This is a genomic window from Curvibacter gracilis ATCC BAA-807 (assembly GCF_000518645.1).
In the GTDB taxonomy this organism is placed as follows: Bacteria; Pseudomonadota; Gammaproteobacteria; order Burkholderiales; family Burkholderiaceae_C; genus Curvibacter; species Curvibacter gracilis.
In genome coordinates this window covers 212721-236767 of the sequence record NZ_JADZ01000005.1, presented here as the reverse complement: position 1 = coordinate 236767, position 24047 = coordinate 212721, and the positions used below count along the sequence as shown (strand labels likewise).

General features: G+C 69.1%; 18 protein-coding genes. 6 read left to right on the top strand and 12 right to left on the bottom strand.

All coding sequences use genetic code 11. The features are described 5' to 3' along the window. Positions 1-309, top strand: coding sequence for a HigA family addiction module antitoxin (locus L880_RS0103825; RefSeq protein ID WP_425389161.1), 309 nt, complete (start codon positions 1-3; stop codon positions 307-309). Between the two features lie 28 nt (positions 310-337). Here the strand turns inward: L880_RS0103825 and L880_RS34785 are convergent, their stop codons facing one another. Genes L880_RS34785 through L880_RS0103780 form a run of 9 tightly spaced genes read right to left on the bottom strand, consistent with a single transcriptional unit; the run spans position 338 to position 10882 of the window. Then, a complete protein-coding gene (locus L880_RS34785) occupies positions 338-1429 on the bottom strand; it encodes a CMD domain-containing protein (protein WP_084460979.1) in 1092 nt (363 codons plus the stop codon). Positions 1430-1440: 11 nt separating this feature from the next. Continuing rightward, the gene (locus L880_RS0103815) at positions 1441-2763 is read right to left on the bottom strand and encodes an acyl-CoA thioesterase/bile acid-CoA:amino acid N-acyltransferase family protein (RefSeq protein WP_027474541.1); all 1323 of its coding nucleotides are present in this window, start codon (positions 2761-2763) and stop codon (positions 1441-1443) included. A 3-nt stretch (positions 2764-2766) separates the two neighbouring features. Beyond that, entirely contained in the window at positions 2767-4335 is a 1569-nt protein-coding gene (locus L880_RS0103810; protein WP_027474540.1) for an ABC transporter substrate-binding protein, read from the bottom strand. Positions 4336-4363: 28 nt separating this feature from the next. Continuing rightward, positions 4364-5401: an ABC transporter ATP-binding protein gene (locus L880_RS0103805; protein WP_245614922.1), complete on the bottom strand. Its 1038-nt coding sequence runs from the start codon at positions 5399-5401 to the stop codon at positions 4364-4366. After that, positions 5398-6435 carry an ABC transporter ATP-binding protein gene (locus L880_RS0103800; RefSeq protein ID WP_031255858.1) on the bottom strand — a complete coding sequence of 346 codons (1038 nt, stop codon included), beginning with the start codon at positions 6433-6435 and terminating at the stop codon, positions 5398-5400. Before L880_RS0103800 ends, L880_RS0103805 begins: the two co-directional genes overlap by 4 nt. A 5-nt stretch (positions 6436-6440) precedes the next feature. Beyond that, positions 6441-7370: an ABC transporter permease gene (locus L880_RS0103795; RefSeq protein WP_027474537.1), complete on the bottom strand. Its 930-nt coding sequence runs from the start codon at positions 7368-7370 to the stop codon at positions 6441-6443. Continuing rightward, entirely contained in the window at positions 7367-8341 is a 975-nt protein-coding gene (locus L880_RS0103790; RefSeq protein WP_027474536.1) for an ABC transporter permease, read from the bottom strand. Before L880_RS0103790 ends, L880_RS0103795 begins: the two co-directional genes overlap by 4 nt. Beyond that, complete coding sequence (locus tag L880_RS0103785; RefSeq protein WP_027474535.1) at positions 8338-9876, bottom strand: SidA/IucD/PvdA family monooxygenase; 1539 nt, start codon at positions 9874-9876, stop codon at positions 8338-8340. The genes L880_RS0103790 and L880_RS0103785 overlap by 4 nt, the downstream gene beginning before the upstream one ends. Before the next feature lie 16 nt (positions 9877-9892). Then, on the bottom strand, positions 9893-10882 hold the full coding sequence (locus tag L880_RS0103780) for a LysR family transcriptional regulator (protein WP_027474534.1): 990 nt from the start codon (positions 10880-10882) through the stop codon (positions 9893-9895). A gap of 338 nt (positions 10883-11220) precedes the next feature. Here L880_RS0103780 and smc point away from each other — a divergent pair, with 338 nt between their 5' ends. From smc to L880_RS0103755, 5 genes are all read left to right on the top strand, one after another. Next, on the top strand, positions 11221-14748 hold the full coding sequence (gene smc, locus L880_RS0103775; RefSeq protein WP_027474533.1) for a chromosome segregation protein SMC: 3528 nt from the start codon (positions 11221-11223) through the stop codon (positions 14746-14748). 33 nt (positions 14749-14781) lie between these two features. Beyond that, positions 14782-15867, top strand: coding sequence for a cell division protein ZipA C-terminal FtsZ-binding domain-containing protein (locus L880_RS0103770; RefSeq protein WP_027474532.1), 1086 nt, complete (start codon positions 14782-14784; stop codon positions 15865-15867). A gap of 151 nt (positions 15868-16018) precedes the next feature. Next, positions 16019-16639, top strand: a complete 621-nt coding sequence (locus L880_RS31505; protein WP_084460977.1) for a DUF1016 N-terminal domain-containing protein — start codon at positions 16019-16021, stop codon at positions 16637-16639. 104 nt (positions 16640-16743) lie between these two features. Beyond that, the gene (ligA, locus tag L880_RS0103760) at positions 16744-19302 is read left to right on the top strand and encodes an NAD-dependent DNA ligase LigA (protein WP_157462560.1); all 2559 of its coding nucleotides are present in this window, start codon (positions 16744-16746) and stop codon (positions 19300-19302) included. A gap of 2 nt (positions 19303-19304) precedes the next feature. Beyond that, positions 19305-19850: a peptide deformylase gene (locus tag L880_RS0103755; RefSeq protein WP_027474530.1), complete on the top strand. Its 546-nt coding sequence runs from the start codon at positions 19305-19307 to the stop codon at positions 19848-19850. Here L880_RS0103755 and L880_RS31500 read toward each other — a convergent pair. From L880_RS31500 to L880_RS31495, 3 genes are all read right to left on the bottom strand, one after another. Next, entirely contained in the window at positions 19804-21765 is a 1962-nt protein-coding gene (locus L880_RS31500) for an acyl CoA:acetate/3-ketoacid CoA transferase (RefSeq protein ID WP_051443032.1), read from the bottom strand. The two genes, L880_RS0103755 and L880_RS31500, sit on opposite strands and share 47 nt — an antisense overlap. Positions 21766-21875: 110 nt before the next feature. Then, positions 21876-23267: a GntP family permease gene (locus tag L880_RS0103745; protein ID WP_027474529.1), complete on the bottom strand. Its 1392-nt coding sequence runs from the start codon at positions 23265-23267 to the stop codon at positions 21876-21878. A gap of 217 nt (positions 23268-23484) precedes the next feature. Continuing rightward, positions 23485-23919, bottom strand: a complete 435-nt coding sequence (locus L880_RS31495; protein WP_051443031.1) for a response regulator — start codon at positions 23917-23919, stop codon at positions 23485-23487. Positions 23920-24047 lie beyond the last annotated feature (128 nt).

Here is a 24047-nt window from a genome sequence, read left to right as displayed (position 1 = left end):
TTGCAGATTCCCTGGCCCCATCCGGGTGAGATTCTTTTGCATGACTATCTGGAGCCGATGGGCATCAGCCAATACGCCTTGGCCAAGGCGATTGGCGTGCCCCCTCGCCGCATCAACGAGATCGTCAAGGGTTTGCGCGGCATCTCGGTCGACACCGCCCTGCGTCTGGCGGCATTCTTTGGCACCGATGCCCAAAGCTGGATCAACCTGCAGACGGATCACGACCTGACGCTCGCCCGGCAGGACATGGCCGACGTGCTGGCCAGCATCCAGCGGCATTCAGTGGCCGCTGAAACGCACTCGGCGTGAGCTCGCGACAGCGAGACTCACCGCCCCCTCAAACCGGCTCCCCCAGGTTCAGCATCAGCCGGTTGGCCCAGGCAAAGATGGCCACCGCGTGCAGCATGTCCAGCACCTCCAGATCGCTCAGGCCCTGGTCGCGCAACGACTGGATGGCGGCCGGGCCGAAATCGGCGGGGGCGCGGGTCAGGGCGATCGAGGCGCGCACGATGGCGCGTTCGCGCGGTGTGGTGCCGGCGGTGTCGGGGTCTTCGAACACCTGGGCGATCACGTCGTTGCGCTTGGTCAGCTGCTCAAAGCGCTGGGCATGTACCGAGGCGCAATAGACGCAGCCGTTCACGCGTGACACCACGGCGCTGGCCAGCTCGCGTTCGGCCCGTGACAGGCCGCCCGGGGCGTACATGATGGCGTTGAACACCGTGGAGCGTTCCTGCAGGATGCGCGGCTGCTGGCTCAGCAGCAGGTAGTAGTCGGAGCTGCGCGCCTTGGGGTGGCTGCTGTCGAGCACGGCCAACTGCTCGGGCGTGGCCTGGGCCAGGTCCAGCACGGGCAGCCAGGCCTTCCAGCCCAGGGTGGCGCTGGTGAAGCCCTTGATGTTCAGCGGTTCGCCCGGGGCCGGCAGGTTGGCCGGGTGCACAAAGGGGGCCTCGTCGGCCGCCGGGGGCTGGGCCTCGGTGGCGCCCAAGGCCTTCATGGCCTGCAGGCCGGCCAGCACGCGCACCTGGTAGCTCACATAGGCGATCAGCTGGGCCAGCGCAATCGCCTCGGGGGTGGAGAAGCCCGCCGCCGGCAGGCTCAGCAGGGCCTCGCGGTCGCCGGCCACCGGGTTCACGGTCAGCGTGTGGGCAAAGGCACGGGCGGCGGCCAGGCGGCCCGAGTCCTGCACCGGCCCGTGCTGGCGCAAGGCCTGGGCGTAGTGGGCCGTCAGGCCTTCATGGCCCACGGTCTGCGCCATGGACAAGGCCACGTGCAGCCGTTCGCCCAGGCTGAGGCCGGGCAGGGCGGGGTCGAACAAGGCCTCGTGGCTGCCCTGGGTGGCGGCCACCACCTTGTCGCGCTGGTGGCGGGTGGCATACAGCGCCTCTTGCGGGGCCAGGGGCACCAGGGTGTCGATCAGATCTGTGCTCATAGGGGGCTTTCTCAGGGGTGGGCGTGGGCGGCCTGGGCCGCCACGGCTTGTTGTAAAAAGGCCAGCACGCCGGCCCAGGAGGCCTGGTCGGCCTGCGCATTGGCGGCCGGGCTGCCGCCGGTGGTGCTGAGCCGGCCCGACACCGGGTGGGCATAGACCAGCTGGGTGGTGGGCACGGTCGGAAACAGCACGCTGTGGCCCGCGCCGGGCCAGTCCAGTTGTTGAACCGGCCAGGGGTGCCCGGCCTGCGCCAGGTGCTCTGCCACCATGCGCCCGTAAAGGCTGGAGGGCCAGGATCCATCGTCGCCCGCGGTCAGCAGCAGCACCGGGCCCCGGATGCGTTCCACCCGGATGCGTGCGCGCTCCACCGCCTCGGCGTCGCGCAGCGAGGTCAGCAAGGCATTCGTGTGCCGACGCGGCTCGGGGCCCTCGTCCCAGGGGGCCCAAGTGGCATGGCGGTTGTTCTCCCACACATGGGGTATCGGGCGGCCCTGGTACAGCCAGGCCCAGCCTTCGCGCCCCAGGGCGGGGTCGCAGGCGTTCTGGGCGCAGTTCACCACGGCCGAGGGCACATAGCCGACCACGGCCGACACCAACTCGGGGAACATCGACCCCAGCAGCAGCACCAGCTCACCGCCGCGCGACTGGCCGCTCAGCGCCACAAAGCCGTTGGCGGGCTGCAGGGTGCGGTGCACCCAGTGCAGGGCGGTCTCGAAGTACTCCAGCGGCGTGTTCGAGATGTAGTCCGACAGGCCCGGCGCCTTGAAGTAGCCCAGCGCCAGGGCGGTGTAGCCGCGCGAGGCGTACAGCGCCCCCCGGGCTTCGTTGATGCCGCCGCCCGAGCCGTTGAGCACCAGCACCGCCGGGTGCGGCCCCGGGCCGGCGGGCGTCCACAGGCTGCCCACCAGGCCTTGCTCGCGGATCTCGCGGCGTTGCACGCCGGGGGCCGCCAGTTGCTGCACCAGAGAGGCCTCAAGGGCCGGCTGGCCTTCGCGCAGCAGGGTGATGCGGGTGTGCAGCGCGGCCCCGGGCTCGGTGCCAAACACCTCGCGCGAGGCGCCGGGCTGCTCGGGCGCCTGGGCCCAGATCAGGCCCATGGGGTCCACGCCTTCATAGGCCGAACCGGGCAGCGGGGCATCGCGGCCCAGGTCGACCTGGCCGGCGGCATCGGCCTGGTAGCGTGCCGTGGCCACCCAGGCCACACCCGGCCCGCGCACGGTGCGGCTTTGCAGCGTGATGGCTTCGCCGGGCCGCAGGCCCTGCACCTGGATCTGGCGCGGCACGTCGATCAGCGCCTCGGCCGGGCTGATGTGGAGGCGGGCGGGGGTGCTCATGGCTTACTTGCCCACGCGGCTGACCTGCATGGCGGTGGTGCGGTCGCTCAGCAGCGGCACCACCTTCAGGCCCTTCTTGGCGGCCCAGATGTTCTGGTAATGGAACAGCGGGATGGCGCCCACATCGTCGGTCACCAGCTTGGCCGAGTGGCGCAGGATGGCCTCGCGGCGGCGGGCGTCGAATTCGACCGTGGCGGCATCGAGCGACTTGTCGACCGATTCATTGCTGTAGCGGCCCCAGTTCGAGGCGCCGCGGCCGCGCTTGGCGTCCACACTGGCAAAGGCGTTCAGCAGGCCGTAGCTGGCCTCGCCAGTGCCGTTGCCCCAGGCCAGCACGCTCACCGCGTATTCGTTCTTGTTGGCCTTGCCGGCATACACCGACCAGGGCACCACCTCGACCTTGGTCTTGACGCCGATGCGGCTCCAGAACTGGGCCACGGCCTGCGCGGTCTCGGGGCCTTGCGGGTAGCGGTCACCCGGCACATGGATGCTGATCTGGAAGCCCTGCGGAAAGCCGGCCGCGGCCAGCAGCTTCTTGGCCTGCTCGGGGTCGTTGGCGATCTCGGGGATGTCGGGGTTGAAGCCGAAGCTGCCCTTGGGCATCCACTGGTTGGCCACCGTCACCGTGCCTTGCAGGATGCGGTCGGCAATCGCCTTGCGGTTGATGGCCAGCGACAGGGCCTGGCGCACCCGCACATCGAGCAGCGGGTTCTGTGCCAGCGGCTTGCCGGCGTTGTCGGTGATGAACTCATTGGGCCCGGCGCGGAAGCTGGGCTGCACCAGCAGCACCCGCAGGCCCGGGTAGGTGTAGACGCTGAAGCCCGGGTTCTTGCGCAGCTTCTCGACATCGGTGACGGCCACCTTGTCGATCACGTCCACATCGCCGGCCAACAGGGCTGCCGTGCGGGCCGCCCCATTGTTGATGAAGCGGTAGTTCACCTTCTCCCACTCGGGCTTGGGGCCCCAGTAGCCGGGGCTGCGCTCGAACACCGTGCGGTCGCCCGGCACGTGTGAGACCCATTTGTACGGCCCGGTGCCCACCATGGCGCGGCCGGCGTTGTAGTCTTCGGTCTTGGATTTTTCGCCCACGTGCTTGCTCACGATGTAGACCGAGGCGATCTCCAGCGGCAGCATGGGGTTGGGGGTGTTGGTCTTGATGACCACGGTGTGGGCATCGCGCGCCGTGGCCGATTCGACCGAGCGCAGCGCCCCGGTGTACGAGGCCACGCTGCCCGGTACATTGCGGGCGCGCTGGAACGAGAACACGATGTCGTCGGCCGTGAAGGGCGTGCCGTCCTGCCACTTGATGTCGGTGCGCAGCTTGAACTCCCAGGTGCGCTCGTCCAGGCTCTTCCAGCTGCTGGCCAGGGCCGGCTCCAGCTTGCCGCCATCACGCGAGTTGATGATCGAATCCCAGAAGTGCAGCGCCAGCGAGCGGTCGCCCGCGTGGTTGTTGAGCTGCGGGTCCAGCGAGGACAAGGGGTCGGCGTAGCCGATCGACAGGGTTTGCGCGCCGGCCAGATGGCCGGCCAGGCTGGCGGCCAGGGCCAAGGCGGTGAGGGTGGTTTTCATGGGCGTCTTTCCGGGTGGGGTGGGTGGTTCAGACCGTGTCGTGCAGGTGGCAGGCCACCTCATGGCGCACCGCAATGCCCCGCAGCGTGGGCGCTTCGGTGCGGCAGCGCTCGGTGGCCTGGGGGCAGCGCGGGTGGAAATGGCAGCCCGGCGGCGGTGCCAGCGGGCTGGGGATTTCGCCAGCCAGGGCGGTGAAGCGGGTGCGCCGCTGGGCGATGTCGGGGATCTCGGCCAGCAGGGCCTGGGTGTAGGGGTGGGCCGGCCGGGCAAACAGCTCTTCGGCCGAGGCGGTCTCGACCACCCGGCCCAGGTACATCACCACCACCCGGTCGCACAGGTGGTGGATCACGCCCAGATCGTGGCTGATGAACAGGTAGGCCAGGCCCAGCTGGTCGCGCAGGTCCATGAACAGGTTCAGGATCTGGGCCTGGATCGACACATCCAGCGCGGCCACCGCCTCATCGCACACCAGCATGGCCGGCTGCACCGCCAGGGCACGCGCGATGCCGATGCGCTGGCGCTGCCCGCCGCTGAACTGGTGTGGGTAGCGGTGGCGCAGGCTGGGGTCCAGCCCGGCACGCTGCAACTGGGCGCAGACATAGTCGTCCAGCCCGGCGGCATCGCTCAGGCCGTGGTGGCGCGGCGCCTCGCCCACGATGCGCGACACGCGCAGGCGCGGGTTCAGGCTGGCGTTGGGGTCCTGGAACACCATCTGCACGCGCAGCCGGGCGGCCAGGCGCTCGGCCGGGTTCAGGCCCTCCAGCGATTGCCCCAGCACCTGCACCTCGCCGGCCGTGGGGCGCAGCAGGCCGGCCGCGATGCGGCCCAGGGTGGATTTGCCGCAGCCCGATTCGCCCACCACACCCACCACCTCGCCAGGCTGCACGCTGAGGCTCACGCCATCCACGGCGCGGGTGATGCGGGGCGGCGCGGGCGGCAGCAGGCGGTCCAGGCCACGCCCCAGCCAGCCGCGCGGGGCGCGCTGGCCGAAGTGCTGACGGATGTCGCGCAGGGCGACCAGGGGCGGCGGAGTCTCAAGAGGCATGTTGAATGACGGTGTGCTCATGCAGCGACCTCGGGAGAGAGGCTGGCCGCAGGGGCGGCGCCTGGGTGGTGGCAACGCACGGCGTGGTCCGCCGCCTCGGGGCGCGGCTGGCTGATGTCAGGCCGGGCTTGCTGGCAGGTGGCGCTGGCTCGGGGGCAGCGCGGGGCAAAGGCGCAGCCGGCGGGCATGTCGAGCAGGCTGGGGGCCATGCCGCTGATCTGGCGCAGCCGCGTGCCGCGCTGGTTGGCGCTGGGCAGGCTGCCGATCAGGCCTTGGGTGTAGGGGTGCTGGGGGTGGTCCAGCACCTGGTCGACCGTGCCGTGCTCCACGATGCGCCCGGCATACATCACCGCGATCTGATCGGCCAGGCCGGCCACCACCGACAGGTCGTGGCTGATCCAGATCAGCGCCGTGCCGCGCTCACGCACCAGGGCCTGCACCTCGGACAGGATTTGCGCCTGCAGCGTCACATCCAGGGCGGTGGTGGGTTCGTCGGCAATGATCAGGTCGGGCCCGTGCAGCAGCGCGATGGCAATCGCCACGCGTTGGCGCATGCCGCCCGAGAGCTGGTGCGGGTAGGCGTCCAGGCGCTCGTCGGGACTGGGAATGCCCATGCTGGCCAGGGTGTCGCGGGCCAGTTGCCGCGCCTGGGCCCGGCTCACGCGGCGGTGCGCCTGCACCGCCTCGATCATCTGGGTGGCGATGTCCAGCACCGGGTTCAGCGTGGCCATGGGGTCTTGAAAGATCATGGCCATGCGGTCGCCCTGCAGGCTGCGCCGCTCGCGCGGGCTCAGCGCGCGCAATTCGCGGCCCTGGAACAACAGCTGCCCGCTTTCCACCCGGCCGGGCGGGTCGATCAGGCCCATGATGGAAAAGCCGGTGACCGACTTGCCCGAGCCCGATTCGCCCACCAGGCCCAGCACCTGGCCGCGCCGCAGCGTGAAGGACACCCCGTCCACCACCGGCAGCACCCCTTCGCGGGTGTGGAAACAGGTGTGCAGGTCGCGCACCTCCAGCGTGATGTCGCCGGCGTCTGTCGAATGATTGGAAGCCATGGCGTTCACTTCATGAGGCGGGGGTTGAGCACATCGCGCAACTGATCCCCCACCAGGTTGATGGCCACGATGGTGGCCAGCAGGGCCAGGCCCGGAAACACGCTGATCCAGTATTCATTGGACAGCAGGTACTGGTAGCCGTTGGAGATCAGCAGCCCCAGCGAGGGCTCGGTGATCGGCACCCCCAGGCCCAGAAAAGACAGCGTGGCCTCCAGCGTGATGGCGCGGGCCACCTGCAGCGCCCCGATCACCAGCAGCGGCGGCAGGCAGTTGGGCAGGATGTGGCCCAGCAGGATGCGCCAGTCGGGCAGACCCAGGCCACGCGCCGCCTCCACGTAGTCGCGCCGCGCCTCCACCAGGGCCTGGCCGCGGGCGGTGCGGGCGTAGTAGGCCCATTCGAGCAGCACCAGGGTCAGCACCACATTGCCTACGCCCTTGCCGGTCCAGGCCAGGATCATCAAGGCCATCAGCAGGGTGGGGAAAGACAGCAGCAGGTCGACCAGGCGCATGATGAGCGCGTCGATGCGCCCACCCGCGTAAGCGGCCAGCAGGCCCATCAGCGTGCCCACCACCGCCGCCACGGCCGCCGAGCCCACGCCCACCAGCAGGCTGATGCGCAGGCCGTAGACGATGGCCGAGTACAGGTCGCGCCCCTGGCCGTCGGTGCCCAGCCAGTAGGTGTACTGGCCGCTGCCCTGCGGGCTGCCCGGGGGCAGGCGGGCGTCCAGCACGTCGAGCTGCATCAGGTCGTAGGGGTTCTGCGGCGTGATCCAGGGGGCCACCAGGGCCACCAGCAGCACGGCAGCCAGCAGCAGCAGGCCGGCCATGGCGATACGCGAGCGCGCAAAGTCGGCGGCCATGCGCCACCAGATCGAGTGCTCGCGCCGCGGGCGTACGGCGGGCTTGGCGGCCGCTTGGGATGGGATGAGGCTCATGCCGCGCCCTCCAGCCGCACGCGCGGGTCCAGCAGCTTGTAGAGCACGTCCACCAGCAGGTTCAGGGTGACGAAGATCAGCACCACCACCATCAGGTAGGCCACCACCACGGGTCGGTCCAGCGAGTTGATGCTGTCCAGGATCAGCTTGCCGGCACCGGGCCAGGCAAAAATGCTTTCGGTGACCACGGCGTAGGCGATGGTCGAGCCCAGCTCCAGGCCCAGCACCGTCACCAGCGGGATCAGGGTATTGCGCAGCACGTGCCAGACCAGCACCCGGGCGGGCGACAGGCCCTTGGCGCGGGCGAATTTCACAAAATCCTGCGGCAGCACCTCGCGCACGCCGGCCCGGGTCAGGCGCAGCACCAGCGAGATCTTGAACAGCGCCAGGTTGATGGCCGGCAGCAACAGGTGCTGCAGCCCGTCCAGCGTGAGCCAGGACCAGGCCACGCCCAGCCACTCCCGGGTGGCCCCGCGGCCGCTGGCCGGCAGCCAGCCCAGTTGCACGCTGAACACCATGATCAGCATCAGCGCCACCCAGAAGGCGGGTAGCGAAAAGCCCACGATCGAGCCCGCCATCAAGGCCTTGGAGAGCGGGTGCTCGGGCCACATGCCGGCCACCAGCCCCAGGGGCACACCGATCAGCACCGCCAGCAGCAGGGCCGACACCGCCAGCTCCAGGGTGGCGGGCAGGCGCTGCAGGATCAGGTGGAAGGCGTCTTCCTGGTACACAAAACTGCGCCCCAGGCTGCCATGCAGGGCGCCGTCGACAAAGGCCAGGTACTGCCGCCACAGCGGCTGGTCCAGGCCCAGGCGGGCGATGGCCTGCAGGCGTTCCTGCTGGTTCAGGTCGTCACCGATCAGGATGTCGACCGGGTTGCCCACCGCGTGCAGGCCCACGAACACGATCACCGTCATGGCCAGCACCACCAAGGCGGCCTGGCCGACGCGACGCAGCAGCCAGCCGCTCATGCCGGGGTCGCCGTGGCGGTGTTGGCAACGCTGCTCGCCTCGTCCACTTCTTGATACGGCGGCAGAGCCGGGGCCGGGGTCCATTCCTGGCCGTCCAGCTCGGGGTCGGCGTAGGCTTCCATGGCGGCAAAGTGCTGTGCGGCGTCTTCGCTCAGCAACTGCGCGGCCAGGCCGCGCGCCAGGCGCTGGGCGCCTTCGCTGATTTGCGGGATGTCGCCGGCACCTGCGCCTTGCGACAGGGCGGCCGCATAGCAGAAGCAGTGCACCCGCTCCAGGCCCGGCAGGCTGCCCGGCGTGCGTTGCTGGAACTCGAACAGCGGGCCCAGGTCGGGCGATTGGTCCAGTTCGCTGTCTTCCTGCCCGGCCGGGGCGGTGAAACGGTCTTGCCAGGTGCGCACGTGGGGCGCCAGGCGGGCGTATTCGGGGCGCAGGCTCCAGTCGGTGCGAAAGCCGGTGCTGAAGATCAGCACATCGGCCGCCAGCGGGCCCTTGGCCGTGTCCACCCGCAGCGAGCCGTCGCTGCGCTGGCTCACGCCGTGGATGGGCGTGCCCAGGTGGAAGTGGGCGTTGGCGTGGCGCGACACCCGCAGCGTGCTGCCGTGCGGCGGCGGCACCTGCTGCACATTGATGTAGTGGCGAAAGCGCCACTTCCACTCGTCCGGCAGGCTCGGGTAGCCATGCACCATGCCCGGGTGGCCGGCGCCCTTGCCCTTGTTGATGCGCGGCAGATCAGCGCGGCGGATCAGCAGGTCGACCCGCTGTGCGCCCGATTCCAGCGCCGTGGCGGCCACGTCCATGGCCGACGAGCCGCCGCCCACCACGGCCACGCGAAGGCCGCGCATGCGCTCGCCGTCCCAGACGTCGGAGGAATGCACCCAGCGGTCGCGCGGCACCTGGTGCGCCCAGGCGGGCACCCAGGCGCCGCCCAGGCCGTCACGCCCGGTGGCCAGCACCAGGTGACGGGCCCGCACGGTCAGGGCGCGGGCAGGTGTCTGGCGTTGGTCTTGCAGTTCGATCTGCACCGTGCCGTCTGCCTGCGGCAGCACATCGATCACCCGGTGCTGGTTGAGCACCTCCAGATCCAGCACCTGGCGGTACCAGCGCAGGTAGTCGGCCCATTGCAGGCGCGGGATCTTGTCCAGCGCGTTCCAGGCGTCCAGGCCGAACTGGGCCTCGAACCAGGCGCGGAAGGTCAGGGCGGGCAGGCCCAGCGCCGGGCCGGTCAGCTCTTTGGGCGAGCGCAGGGTTTCCATGCGCGCCGTGGTGGCCCAGGGGCCTTCGAAGCCGGCCGGCGACTGGTCATAGATGCGGTTGCGGATGCCCAGGTGGCGCAGCGAGGCCGACAGGGCCAAGCCGGCCATGCCGCCGCCGATGATGGCCACGTCCAGCACCTCGGGGTCGGCCTGCTGGGGCACCCAGGGCTTGGCGGGCAGGCACAGCCACTGCAGATCCTGCTTCAGGCGCGCCTCCAGGGCGGGCAGGCCGGTGGCGGAACGGGCAGCCGTGCCGGCTGGAGAGGGGGTTGAGGTGCTCATGGTCGAAGCCTTCTGATCAAAAGGAAATGGGGATGCTGGCACTGGCCCTGGCCGGCAGGCCATGGTCCGCGTCGAGGAGGTGGGCGTGGGCCGAGGGCGGGTGTTCCTGAAAGCCGGGCAGCCGTCGGGCCTGCTCCAGCAGGGCCTGCACCAGCGCTTCGGTGCGCTGCTGCTGGGCCGGTGCCACCGGGCGGGTCGGCAGGGTGATCACGCCAAAGAAGAAGGGCACCTCGGTGTCCAGCGGGCGCACGGCCACGGCGGCCGACTGCAGCCCGTGCGGCGTCAGCGGCTCCAGCACGGCCACACCCAGCCCGGCCTGCACCAAGGCCAGCGCGCTGGCCGAGGCATTGGTTTCGATGAGTGCGGGCTGCTGCGTCGGCCCCAGCGCGTGTTCCAGGCGATGGCGCAGCCGGTAAGGGTTGCCCATGGTGATGAGCCGGCGCTGCCCCAAGGCTTGCAAGGGCACCACCGCGAGGCGGGCCAGTTCATCGTCGGCCGGCAACACCGCCACGCAGGGCAGTTGCCCGATCCAGTGCACCTGCAGGCCCCGGTGCTCCAGGGGCAGGCTGCACAGGCCAAGATCGACCTCGCCGCCCAGCACCGCCTGCAGCACCTGCTCGGGCACGCTGGTGCGCAATTGCAGCGGGCTGGGGCCCTGGCCTTGCTCCAGTTGGGCCAGGGCGGGGGGCAGCAGGCCCAGGGCCAGGGCGGAGGTGGCGGCCACTTCCAGGGCCGGCAGCTCGCGGCTGGCGATCTGGCGCGCCCGTTCACCGACCTGGCGCAGGCCGGCCAGGGCCCGCTCCACATCGCCGCGCAGGCCAAAACCGTGCTCGGTGGGCGTGACGCGGGGGCCATGGCGTTGGAACAGAGGGTGGCCGATTTCGGCCTCCAGCTCCTGGATCAGCCGGGTGACCGCGGGTTGCGAACGCGCCAACAAGCGTGCCGCACCGGTGATGCTGCCGCTGGACATGACGGCCGAAAAGGCCTCGAGATGGCGAGTTTCCATGACAAGAATCTACATTGCGCATTAATGCAGGTCAATCATTCAATATTTATATGCTTATGAGTTGAGTGTGCTAGCCATGCCGGTGGCCTGTCGCAACGCACCCTCTGTCGTGGCCACAGGGCCTGGCCCCGGCTGAAAACGCCTGCGCGTGACCCAAATCACGCGGGCGAGGGCGCAAAAATGGGCGCTGTGGCCTGCTGCACCGTGGAAGGGGAGTGCGCTCGGGTAACATCGTGCCCCGCGGATCATCCGGACCGAAGCCCTGCGGGGTGCTGTCGGTCCCATGCCATCAAGCTGCCTGCGGCGCCCCCGTGGCGACAGGCCGAACAGGGTTTCTCGTGCGTCTCAATTCAATCAAGCTATCAGGGTTCAAGTCGTTCGCCGAGCCGACCAACTTCCTGCTGCCCGGGCAGTTGGTGGGGGTGGTGGGCCCGAACGGCTGCGGCAAGTCCAACATCATGGATGCCGTGCGCTGGGTGCTGGGCGAAAGCAAGGCCAGCGAGCTGCGCGGCGAATCGATGCAGGACGTGATCTTCAACGGCACGACCACGCGCAAGCCGGCCAGCCGCTCCAGTGTCGAGCTGGTGTTCGACAACATCGACCACCGCGCCGGCGGCCAGTGGAACCAGTACGAAGAGATTGCCGTCAAGCGCGTGCTGACGCGCGACGGCAACAGCAGCTACTACATCAACAACCAGCCGGTGCGGCGCAAGGATGTGCAGGACGTGTTCCTGGGCACCGGCCTGGGGCCGCGCGCCTACGCCATCATCGGCCAGGGCACGATCAGCCGCATCATCGAATCCAAGCCTGAGGAACTGCGCCTGTTCCTCGAAGAGGCGGCCGGGGTGTCCAAGTACAAGGAACGCCGCCGCGAGACCGAAAACCGCCTGTCCGACACGCGCGAGAACCTGACCCGGGTCGAAGACATCCTGCGCGAGCTCAACGCCAACCTCGACAAGCTGGAGAAGCAGGCCGAGGTGGCGCGCAAGTACAACGCCCTGCAGAGCGATGTCACCCTCAAGCAGCACCAGCTGTGGTTTTTGAAGCGGCGCGAAAGCGAGGCCGATCAGGCCAAGGTGCGCGCCGACGCGGCCCAGGCCGTGAACGACCTCGAATCGCGCACCGCCGACCTGCGCCACATCGAAGCCGATCTGGAAACCATCCGCCAGGCTCATTACGCCGCGGGCGACCAGGTCAACCAGGCCCAGGGCGCGCTGTACGAAGCCAGTGCCGAAGTCGGCCGCCTGGAGGCCGAGATCCGTTTCGTGGTGGAAGGCCGCCAGCGGGTGGAGCAGCGCCTGGCCACGCTGCGCGAGCAGATCGGCCAGTGGTCGCTGCGCCGTGAAGACGCCGAAGCCCAGCTGGAAACCCTGGCCGAGGACGACATCAGCGCCGAAGAAAAGGCCGAACTGCTGGCTGCCCAGGTTGAAGAGCAGGCCATGCGCCTGCCCGAGCTGGAAGACGCCCTGCGCCTGAGCCAGCAGCGCGCCAACGAGCAGCGTGGGCTGGTCAGCCAGGTGCAGCAGCAGATCCAGGTGCTGGCCGCGGAGCAGCGCAGCCTCGATGAGCAAAGCCGCAGCCTGAACCAGCGCCACGACAAGCTCAGCACCGACCGCAAGGCGCTGGCCGCGCCCGACGAGGCCTTGCTGAACAGCCGCCGCGCCGAACTCGAAGAGGCCCAGGCCGTGGCCGAAGAGGCCGAAGCCCGCCTGCACGAGCTGCAGGAAAGCGTGCCCGCCCTCGATGAAGACCGGCGCCACCGCCAGCAGGCCGTGAACAGCGAAAGCGCGCGCCAGGCCGACCTGTCGGCCCGCCTGGAGGCCCTCAAGGCCTTGCAGGAGAAGGTGCGCACCGACGGCAAGCTCAAACCCTGGCTGGCCAAGCACGGGCTGGACCACCTGCAGGGCCTGTGGAACCGGCTGCACATCGAGGCCGGCTGGGAAAACGCCCTGGAAGCCGCCCTGCGCGAGCGCCTGGGCGCCCTGGAGGTCTCACGCCTGGAGCTGGTGCGCGGCTTTCTGGGCCAGGGCCCGACCGATGCGCCGCCCACCCGCCTGGCTTTCTTCAGCCCGCCGACCGCGGCCGTGCCCGCACCGGCCGGTGCCTGGCCCCGCCTGTCGGATCTGCTGCGCCTCAACGATGCCGGCCTGAGCGCCTTGCTGGCCGATTGGCTGCACGGCTGCTACACCGCTCCCAGCCTGGACGAAGCCCTGGCCCAGCGGGCCAGCCTGAAGCCGGGCGAGGTGCTCTACGTGGCCGGTGGCCATGCCGTATCCGCCCACGGCGTCACCTTCTATGCCCCCGACTCCGAGCAGGCCGGCCTGTTGGCCCGGGCCCAAGAGATCGAAAACCTCGACAAGCAGTTGCGTGCCCAGGTGCTGCTCGGTGAAGAAGCCCGCAGCGCCCTGGTGCGTGCCGAGGCGGCCTACGCCGATGCCTCGCAACGCCTGGTCGCCGTGCGCCGCGAGGCCGCCGAGGCCCAGGGGCGCCGCCACGAGCTTGAAGTGGAAACCCTGAGGCTGAGCCAGCAGGCCGAGCAGGCCCGCCAACGCAGCGAGCAGTTGCAGGCCGACCTGGCCGAGGTGGATGCCGCCCTGGAAGAACTGCAGGAGCGCCGCATCACCGCCGAGGCCCGTTTCGAGGAGCTGGATCTGCAACTGGCCGACACCCAGGAGCGCCATGCCCAGCTCGACGAACGTGTGATCGAAGCCGAGCGCAAGCTGGCCGAAAGCCGCGAGCAGCAGCGCACCCTGGAGCGCCAGGCGCAGGAAGCCACCTTTGCCCGCCGCTCGCTCGAAGCGCGGCGCGGCGAGCTCTCGCGCACCATCGACACCGCCCGCCAGCAGGCCGAAAGCCTGGTGGCCGAGCAGCAGCGCGCCCACGACGAACTGGCCCGCCTGTCTGACGCCGCCGCCCAGGGCGGGCTGCAGGATGCCCTGCACCTCAAGCTGGAGCGCGAGAAGAACCTCGGTGCCAAGCGCAGCGAGTACGACGACCTGACCACCAAGCTGCGTGCCAGCGACGAAATGCGCCAGAAACTGGAGCGCGAACTCGAGCCGCTGCGCCAGCGCATCACCGAATTCCAGCTCAAGGAGCAGGCCGCGCGCCTGGGTTTCGAGCAGTACGAGGGCCTGCTGGCCGATGCCGGGGCCGATCTGGCCGCCGTGGCCGCCTCGATCGAGCAGGGCGCCGTGCGCCTGACCGGCCTGCAGTCCGAAATCGACCGCCTGAACCGCGAGATCGCCGCCCTGGGCGCGGTCAACCTGGCCGCGCTCGAAGAGCTGACGGTGGCGCGTGAGCGCAAGACCTTCCTCGACGCCCAGTCGGCCGACCTGACCGAGGCCATGAACACGCTGGAAGACGCCATCCGCAAGATCGACGGCGAAACCCGCGAGCTGCTGGCCGGCACCTTCAACACCGTGAACCAGCATTTCGGGCGCATGTTCCCCGAGCTGTTCGGTGGCGGCAATGCCAAGCTCATGATGACCGGCGAGGAGATCCTCGACTCGGGCGTGCAGGTGCTGGCCCAGCCGCCGGGCAAGAAGAACCAGACCATCCACCTGCTGTCGGGGGGCGAGAAGGCCCTGACGGCCATCGCCCTGGTGTTTGCCATCTTCCAGCTCAACCCCGCGCCGTTCTGCCTGCTCGACGAGGTGGACGCCCCGCTGGACGACGCCAACACCGAGCGCTATGCCAAACTGGTGGCCAGCATGAGCAAGGAAACCCAGTTCCTGTTCATCAGCCACAACAAGATCGCGATGGAAATGGCCGAACAACTGATCGGCGTGACCATGCAGGAGCAGGGCGTCTCGCGCATCGTGGCGGTCGACATGGAGTCGGCCCTCTCGATGGCCGACCACGCCTGACCCCGCCCAGAGACTCAGGAACCCCAAGCAACCATGAGCAATTTGCAAATCAGCCTGGCCATTGCCGGCGGCGCCATCCTGGCGGCGGTGGTGGCCTACAACACCTGGACTTCGCGCAAGAACGAACCGCGCAAGCCCGAGCCCGAACCCGACAGCCAGCAGGCCGGCACCGACCTGACCGACCCGCTGGCCCGCCGCGAACCCGGCCTGGATGCGGCCCTGGTCGACCCGCTGGAGCCCGCCCAGGCAGGGGCCGCCCCGGCCGGCCTCGGTGTGCCGCTGCCCGTGCCCGAGCGCAAGCCCGGCCTGGATTCGCTGATCGACGTGATCGCCCCCATGACGCTCGAGGGCGTGGTGTCGGGCGATGCCGCGCTGGCCGCCTCGCCGCACACCCGCCGCGCCGGCAGCAAGCCCTTCGCCATCGAGGGCCTGAACGAGTCCACCCAGCACTGGGAAACCCCCGTGCCCGGCCAGCGCTATGGCGCCTTCCAGGCCGGCGTGCAACTGGCCAACCGCACCGGGGCGCTCAACGAGATCGAGTTCTCCGAGTTCGTGATGAAGGCCCAGGCCTTTGCCGACGCGGTGAACGCCTTGCCCGAGTTCCCCGACATGCTGCACGAGGTGGCCCGCGGGCGCGAACTGGACCAGTTCGCCAGCGACCACGACGCCCAGCTGACCTTCAGCCTGCGTGCCCGCCAGGCCGCCTGGAGCCCCGGCTATGTGCAGCAGAACGCGGCCCGCCTGGGCTTTGTGCCCGGCGTGATCCCGGGGCGCATGGTGCTGCCCTCGACCGTGGCCGGCCTGCCGCCCATGCTGGGCCTGACCTACGACGCCCAGGCCGCCATGGCTGACGACCCCGAACAATCGGCCCTGCGCGACATCTCGCTGCACCTGGACGTGCCCCAGGTGCCGCGCAGCGAGCAGCCTTTCCGCCAACTGCGCCAGGTGGCCCAGGCCCTGGCTGAGGCCATGGACGGCGTGGTCACCGACCAGAACGGCAACCTGATCCCCGACCAGGCCATGGACGCCATCGGCGTCGATCTGGAGCAGCTCTACGACGCCCTCGACAGCCGCGACCTGGCCGCCGGCTCGCCCCAGGCGCGGCGTCTTTTCAGCTAAGTCCTTTCAGCTGAGCCGATCAGCCCTGCCGCCGGGCTGTTGCAGGGCTGCATTGATGCATTTTCTGGCCAGGCCGGCCCTCACCGGTCTCTGATGGCTTGCATGCTGTTCTTCCCGCCGCGCCCGCGGCGCCTGCCGAAGGACGCATTCCATGCCTTTGCCCATCCCCTCCGCCGCACCGGCCGATCTGCCGGATGGACTGCTCATTGACTTGAAACGCTTGATTGACGGTGCCCGGCAACGCACCGTGGCGGCAGTCAACAGTGAATTGACCTTGTTGTATTGGTCTATCGGTCAACGCATCCACAACCAGATCTTGCAAGGACGCCGCGCGGACTATGGGCAGGAGGTGCTGGTCACTGTGTCCCACCATCTGGAGCAAGAGTACGGCCGTGGCTTTGCAGAGAAGAATCTGCGGCGCATGGTTCTGTTTGCACGCCTTTTCCCGGCGGCCGAGATTGTCGCGACACTGTCACGACAATTGACCTGGTCTCATTTTCTGGCCTTGCTGCCCCTCAAAGACCCGCTGCAACGCGAGTTCTACGCCCAGATGGCCAGCACCGAACGCTGGAGCGTGCGCACCTTGAGAGGGCGCATCGATTCGATGCTGTATGAGCGCACCGCCTTGTCGCAGCAGCCCGCCAACTTGATCGAGCAGGAGCTGACAAGCCTGCGTCAGGAGCAGACCCTGTCGCCCGCGTTGTTGATGACTCCAGCCCGCCCAGGCCCTGTCGCTGCGTTAGGATGGGCGGCCGCTTGGGCGATGGCCTGAGCCGTGGCCGGGCAAGCCGGCACCAAGCCCTGAGCCGCCCCCATCTTGTATAGAATTTTTGCCGCATGCGGCCCAGCGTCTGGGCCCGCCGCCGGACGTTTTTCATGACCACCCTTGACCCGAACGGGGCTGCCACGGCGCCCGCGGACGCCGCCACCGTGGCGCAGGCCCAGGCCTTGCGCGAGCAGCTGCACCACCATGCCCACCGCTATTACGTGCTCGATGCACCCGAGATCCCGGATGCCGAGTACGACCGCCTGTTCCAGGCCCTGCAGGCCCTGGAGGCGGCCCACCCCGAGCTGCTGACGCCCGACTCGCCCACCCAGCGCGTGGGCGGGCGTGTGCTCGATGCCTTTGCCAGCGTGCGCCATGCCGTGCCCATGCTCAGCATCCGCACCGAGACCGACACCGAAGCCAGTGGCGCCGAAGCCTTTGACGCCCGCATCCGGCGCGAGCTGGGCCTGGGGGAGGGCGGCGAGCCCGTCGAGTACGTGGCCGAACTCAAGTTCGACGGCCTGGCCATGAACCTGCGCTACGAAGGTGGCGTGCTGGTGCAGGCCGCCACCCGGGGCGATGGCGAACTCGGTGAGGACGTGACCAGCAACATCCGCACCATCGGCCAGATTCCGTTGCGCCTGCCAGCCAGCGCCCCCGCGGTGCTGGAGGTGCGCGGTGAGGTCTACATGCGGCGCGCCGACTTTGAACGCCTGAACGAGGCCCAGCGCGCCCGTGGCGACAAGCTCTTCGTCAACCCGCGCAATGCCGCGGCCGGGGCCGTACGGCAACTGGATTCGAACATCGCGGCACAGCGGCCGCTGAGCTTTTTTGCCTATGGCCTGGGCGAGGTCACGCCGCCGGAGCAGGGCGGGCCGAGTTGGCAGACCCATTTCGAGATTCTGCAAACCCTGAAGTCCTGGGGCTTTCCGGTCGAGGCGCTGGACCAGACGGCCCGTGGCGCGGCCGAACTGGTGGCCTACCACCAGAAGATCGGCGCCTTGCGCGACCAATTGCCCTACGACATCGACGGCGTGGTCTACAAGGTCAACAGCCTGGCCCTGCAGCGCCGACTGGGCTTTGTCACCCGCGAGCCCCGCTGGGCCGTGGCCCACAAGTACCCGGCGCAAGAGCAGCTGACCACCGTGCTGGGCATCGACGTGCAGGTGGGGCGCACGGGCGCCATCACCCCCGTGGCCCGGCTGGAGCCGGTGTTTGTGGGCGGTGTGATGGTGTCCAACGTCACCCTGCACAACCAGGACGAGATCGCCCGCCTGGGCCTGCTGGTGGGCGACACGGTGATCGTGCGCCGCGCCGGCGACGTGATTCCGCAGGTGGTGGCGGTGGTGACCGAGCGCCGCCCGGCCGAGCTGGACCTGGCGGCCGAGCCGCTGCCCGAGCCCTACAAGCGCTTTGTGATGCCCACCCAATGCCCCGTGTGCGGCTCGCACGTGATGCGCGACGAGGGCGAGGTGGTGGCCCGTTGCACCGGGGGCCTGTTCTGCAAGGCGCAGCGCAAGGAGTCGATCCGCCACTTTGCCAGCCGCCGCGCCATGGACATCGAGGGCCTGGGCGAGCGCCACATCGACAACCTGGTCGAGTACGACCAGATTCACAGCGTGGCCGACCTGTACAGCCTCACGCTGCAGCAGTTCCTTGACGTGAAGCGCCGGGTGGACGAGCGCGACGGCGTGGCCGCCGAGCTGCAGGGCCGCGACGAGGTGCCCACCAAGTGGGCGCAGAACATCCTGGACGGCATTGCCGCCAGCAAGCAGCGCCCGCTGGGCCGTTTTCTGTTTGCCCTGGGCATCCGCCATGTGGGCGAATCCACCGGCAAGACCCTGGCCGATTGGCTGGGTCGCCTGGCCTGGGTGCGGCGCGCGCCCTTGCCACTGCTGCGGGTGCTGCCCGATGTGGGCGATGTGGTGGCCACCTCGATCTATGAGTTCTTGCAGGAAGACCACAACCGCAAGGTCATCGACACCCTGATCGACCAAGGCGTGGTGCCCCCCGACACCGGCCTGCCCAACCCGGCACTGGCCGACAAGCTCAGCCTGCCCAGCCTGCTGGGGGCCTTGAAGGTGCCCAAGCTCACGCCCCTGCGCGCCGAGCAACTGGCCCCGCACCTGCAGGCCTTGGGCGATCTGCTGGACCCGCAGGGCGCCTGGCAGACCGCCGCCGATTTGCCGTCCGAAGTGCTCAAATCGCTGCAAGCCTTTGTGGCCGAGCCCGGCCAGGCCGACGTGCTGCAGGCCCTGGACCATATCCGGGCCGAACTGCTGGCCGCCTTGCCGGCCCCCAGCACCGGCCCGCGCTCGTCCCTGGCGGGCAAGACCGTGGTGCTGACCGGCACCTTGCCCACGCTGGGCCGCGACCAGGCCAAGGATCTGTTGGAAGCCGCCGGAGCCAAGGTGACCGGCTCGGTGAGCAAGAAGACCGACTACCTGGTGGCCGGCGCCGAGGCCGGCAGCAAGCTCGACAAGGCCCTGAGCCTGGGCGTGCCCGTGCTCGACGAGGCCGGCATGCTGAGCCTGCTGGCCCAGACCGAGGCGGGGCCGGAGCCCAAAACACCAGCGAAACCAGCGACACCCGCCGTGGCGGATGCTGCGCCGCCCCCTTCCGCCGAGCCCCCCCAGGGCGAACTGCCCTTCACCCTGACCGGAGACTGAACATGGCGATCCGAGACATCCTGAAAATGGGCGACCCGCGCCTGCTGCGCATCGCCCAACCCCTGGCCGAGGCCGACTTCGACAGCGACGCCCTGCACCTGCTGGTGCGCGACATGTTCGAGACCATGGCCGCCGTCAACGGCGCCGGCCTGGCCGCACCCCAGATCGGTGTGGACCTGCAGTTGGTGATCTTCGGCACCGACGCCCCCAACCCGCGCTACCCCGACGCCCCGCCTGTCCCCCGCACCGTGCTGTGCAACCCGGTGCTCACCCCGCTGGGCGACGAAGAAGAGGATGACTGGGAGGGCTGCCTGTCGGTGCCCGGCCTGCGCGGCGTGGTGCCCCGCTACAAACGCCTGCACTACCGCGGCCGCGACCCCTATGGCGACCCGATCGAACGCACGGTGGAGGGCTTTCACGCCCGGGTGGTGCAGCACGAGTGCGACCACCTGATCGGCAAGCTCTACCCCATGCGGGTGCGCGATTTCTCGCGCTTCGGCTTCACCGAGGTGCTGTTTCCGGGGCTGGATCCGAAGCAGGATGATTGAGCCCTGCCAACCGGGCCTTCGCCAGGCTGTCATACACCGGCAACTGCGCGTCGCGGTGCAGCAGGGCGGGCAGGGTCAGGCGCTGGAAGGGCTTGCTGGCGTAGCGTGAGGCGCTGCTGTAGAAGCGCTGCTCCAGGTCGATCCCCATCTGGGCGTAGGCTTCGGCCACCTGCTCGTCGAGCTTGAAGCCGTCGTAGTTGATCACCGCGCCCACCTTGTGGCCCAGCGGGGCGCACAAGGCGGTCACAGCACTGCGGATGCGTTCCACATCGGCGGTGGTGCGCACGCTGAGGTGCTGAAAGTTCAGGAACAGCAGGCCTTGCGTGGCGTCGTAGCGGAAGCGGGCCTCGAAGCCCATGTTCAGCAGGCGCTCGCGCAGGCCCATGGGCTCGGGGCGGAACAGGGCGGCGTCCATCAGGCGGGGCTGCTCGATCAGGGGGCGAAAGCCCATGTGGGCCACGATGTCGCGCTCGATGTCCACGCCCGGAGCCACTTCCGTGAGGCGCAGGCCCTGTGGGCTCAGCTCGAACACGCAGCGCTCGGTCACGTACAGCACGCGCTGGCCCTGCTGGGCGGCGCGCTGGCCGGCAAAGGTGATCTGCTCGACCTGGGGCAGGAACTTGCGCGAACGGCCCTCCTGCAGGATGCGCAGCTGGCCGTCGGCCGCGGCCACCTTCAGGCCGCCTGCGGTGAAGGTGCCGGCAAACAGCACGGTGCGGGCGTTCTGCGAGATGTTGATGAAGCCACCCGCCCCGGCCAGCTTGGGGCCGAAGCGGCTCACGTTGACGTTGCCGGCCGCGTCGCATTCGGCCATGCCCAGGCAGGCCAGGTCCAGGCCGCCGCCGTCGTAGAAGTCGAACTGCTGGTTCTGATCGATCACGGCCTCGACGTTGAAGCCCGCCCCAAAATCCAGCCCGCCTGCGGGCATGCCGCCCACGATGCCGGGCTCGGCCGTGAGGGTGAACAGGTCGAGCACGCGCTCTTCATTGGCCACGGCCGACACGCCCTCGGGCATGCCGATGCCGAGGTTGAGCACGCCGTCCAGGGGCAGCTCCAGGGCGCAGCGGCGCGCGATGATCTTGCGTTCGTCCAGCGGCAGGGGGGCCAGGGTGTCCAGTGGCACCTGCAGCTCGGACGAGAAGGCCGCCGAGTAGCGCGTGCCGTAGGTCTGCAGGTGGTTGTCGGGCTGGGCCACCACCACGCAGTCGACCAGGGTGCCGGGGATGCAGACCTGGCGCGGGTTGAGCGAGCCGGCCTGGGCCACGCGCTCGACCTGGGCGATCACGATGCCACCGGAGTTGCGCGCCGCCATGGCCATGGCCAGGTTGTCCAGGGTCAGGGCCTCGCGCTCCATGGTGATGTTGCCGTGGGTGTCGGCGGTGGTGCCGCGCACCAGCGCCACATCGATGCCAAAGGCCTTGTAGAACAGCCATTCTTCGCCATCGATGTCCATCAACCGCACCAGGTCTTCCTGGGTGCAGGCGTTGATCTTGCCGCCGCCCAGGCGCGGGTCGACAAAGGTGCCCAGGCCCACCTTCGAGAAGGTGCCGGGCTTGCCCGCGGCGATGTCGCGGTAGAGCTGCGAGATGCAGCCCTGGGGCAGGTTGTAGGCCTCGATCTGGTCGGCCAGGGCCATTTTGCCGACCTTGGGGATCAGGCCCCAGTGCCCGCCGATGGCGCGCCGCACCAGCCCGGGGTGCCCCAGGTGGTTGAGCCCGCGCTCGCCGCCGTCGCCTTGGCCGGCGGCAAACACCAGGGTCAGGTCGCGCGGGGCCTGGCTGGCGGTGAAGCGTTGCTCCAGGGCCAGCAGCAGTTCTTCGGGCGTGCCGATGCCCACAAAGCCCGAGGTGGCCACCACGTCGCCATCGCGGACCAGGGCGGCCGCCTCGGCGGCCGAAACAATCTTGTTGCGCATGTCTTGTCTCCGGATTCTTGTCTTGTGTTGTTCTGTCTTGTTCCAGCTGGCCTTGCGACGCCCGCCCTGGGGCGGAGGCCGCAAGGCCGGTGCACTGCCTGACGATGGCCTCAGTAGAGGCCGGTCAGGTAGTAGGTGGCGATGATCACGCCCACGGCCGCCGTCTTGATCAGGGTGATCGCGAAGATGTCCTTGTACGAGGTCTTGTGCGTGAGGCCGGTGACGGCCAGCAAGGTGATCACCGCGCCGTTGTGCGGCAGCGTGTCCATGCCGCCGCTGGCCATGGCGGCCACGCGGTGGAACACCTCCAGCGGGATGTGGGCCGCGTTGGCGGCCTGGATGAAGGTGTCGGACATGGCGGCCAGCGCAATGCTCATGCCGCCCGAGGCCGAGCCGGTGATGCCGGCCAGCGCCGAGATCGAGATGGCCTCATTGAGCAGCGGGTTGGGGATGGCACGCAGTGCATCGGCCACCACGGTGAAGCCGGGCAGGGCGGCGATGATGCCGCCAAAGCCGTACTCCGACGCGGTGTTCATGGCGGCCAGCAGGGCGCCGCCCACGGCGGCCTTGGTGCCATCGGCAAAGCGCTGCTTCACCGGGCCCCAGGCAAAAATCACCACGGTGAGGATGCCCATCAGCAGCGCCGCCTCGACGGCCCAGATCGCCGCCACCTTGCTCACGTCGGTGACCACCGGCTTGGCCATGGTGGGCAGGGCCGAGGTGTGCACCGTGCCATAGAACTGCGGGATCACCACCGTGAACACCTTGTTCATCACGCCCACCACCAGCAAGGGGGCCAGGGCCAGCCAGGCGTTGGGCAGCTTTTCGGCGGCATAGGGTTCGGGTTCGTTGCTGTGGCCGCTGCCATAGCCTTCGCCGGCCTCACGCGCGCGGCGACGGCACCAGGCCAGGTAGGCCAGGCCGGTCACCAGGATGAACACCGTGCCCACCACGCCCAGCCAGGGCGCGGCCCAGGTGTTGGTCTTGAAGAAGGTGCTGGGGATGATGTTCTGGATCTGCGGGCTGCCGGGCAGGGCGTCCATGGTGAAGGTGAAGGCGCCCAGGGCGATGGTGCCTGGGATCAGCCGCTTGGGGATGTCGCTTTGCCGGAACATCTCGGCCGCGAACGGGTACACCGCGAACACCACCACGAACAGCGACACGCCGCCGTAGGTGAGCAGCGCACACACCACCACGATGGACAGCGTGGCGCGTTCACGCCCCAGCAGGCCGATGACGGCCGCCACGATGGACTTGGAAAAGCCCGACAGCTCGATCACCTTGCCAAACACCGCGCCCAGCAGGAACACCGGGAAGTACAGCTGCACAAAGCCCACCAGCTTGTCCATGAAGATGCCGCTGAACAGGGGCGGCACCAGGCTGGGGTCGGTCAGCAGCACGGCCAGCAAGGCGCAGACCGGCGCAAACAGGATCACGCTGAGGCCGCGGTAAGCCACGAACATCAGCAAACCCAGCGAAAGCAGGATGATCAGAAAACTCATGCGGACCTCCGCAGCGTCAGGCTTGGGGGGCGGGCCGGCGCGCGGGGCGCTGCGGCACAAAAAAGGCTTGGGCTCAAGATGTCTCTCTCCAGTCGATAAAAAAAGACCGTCGGGCTGAAAGAGCGCGACGGTCTGGCAGATTGTTGTTTCAGGACATCGGGGGTCTGCCCGTCAGTTGTGTGCGTGTGTTATTTGCGTTTTGGGCCCGGCGCACCGTTCAGCCCAGGCTGACCGGGGCCTCGGCCCACAGAGCCTCCAGCCAGCGCAGCAGGTTCAGGGGGCTGAAGGGCTTGGCCATGTGGGCCTGGGCGCCCAGGGCCAGGCTGGCCTGGATGTCGGCCTCGCTGTCATGGGCCGAGATGACCAGCACCGGCGTGCCGGCCAGCCGGGCATCCGCGCGCATGGCCTTGAGCAGATCGTGCCCGCTCATCCCGTGGCCGAAGCACAGGTCGGTGATCACCAGATCGGGCTCTTCGCTCTGGGCCAGGGCCCAGCCTGTGGCCGCATCGGGGGCCAGCAGCACCTCGCAGTGCTGGGCCAGCACCAGGCGCAGCAGTTCGATGATGAAGGCGTTGTCCTCCACCAGCAGAACGCGCCGGCGTGGCAGGGCCGTGGGGGTGGGCATGGCTGGGGGCTGGAGGACGGCATTCATGGCGATCTTTCAGGGCTGCTGTTGCAGGGGCCTCCCACCGTGCACCGTGCCAGGGCTGGTGCGGGCGTGTTCCGTCGGTGGGATTTGTTGCAGTTTGATGCAGTCGCCGAAGGGGCCATGCAGGCCAC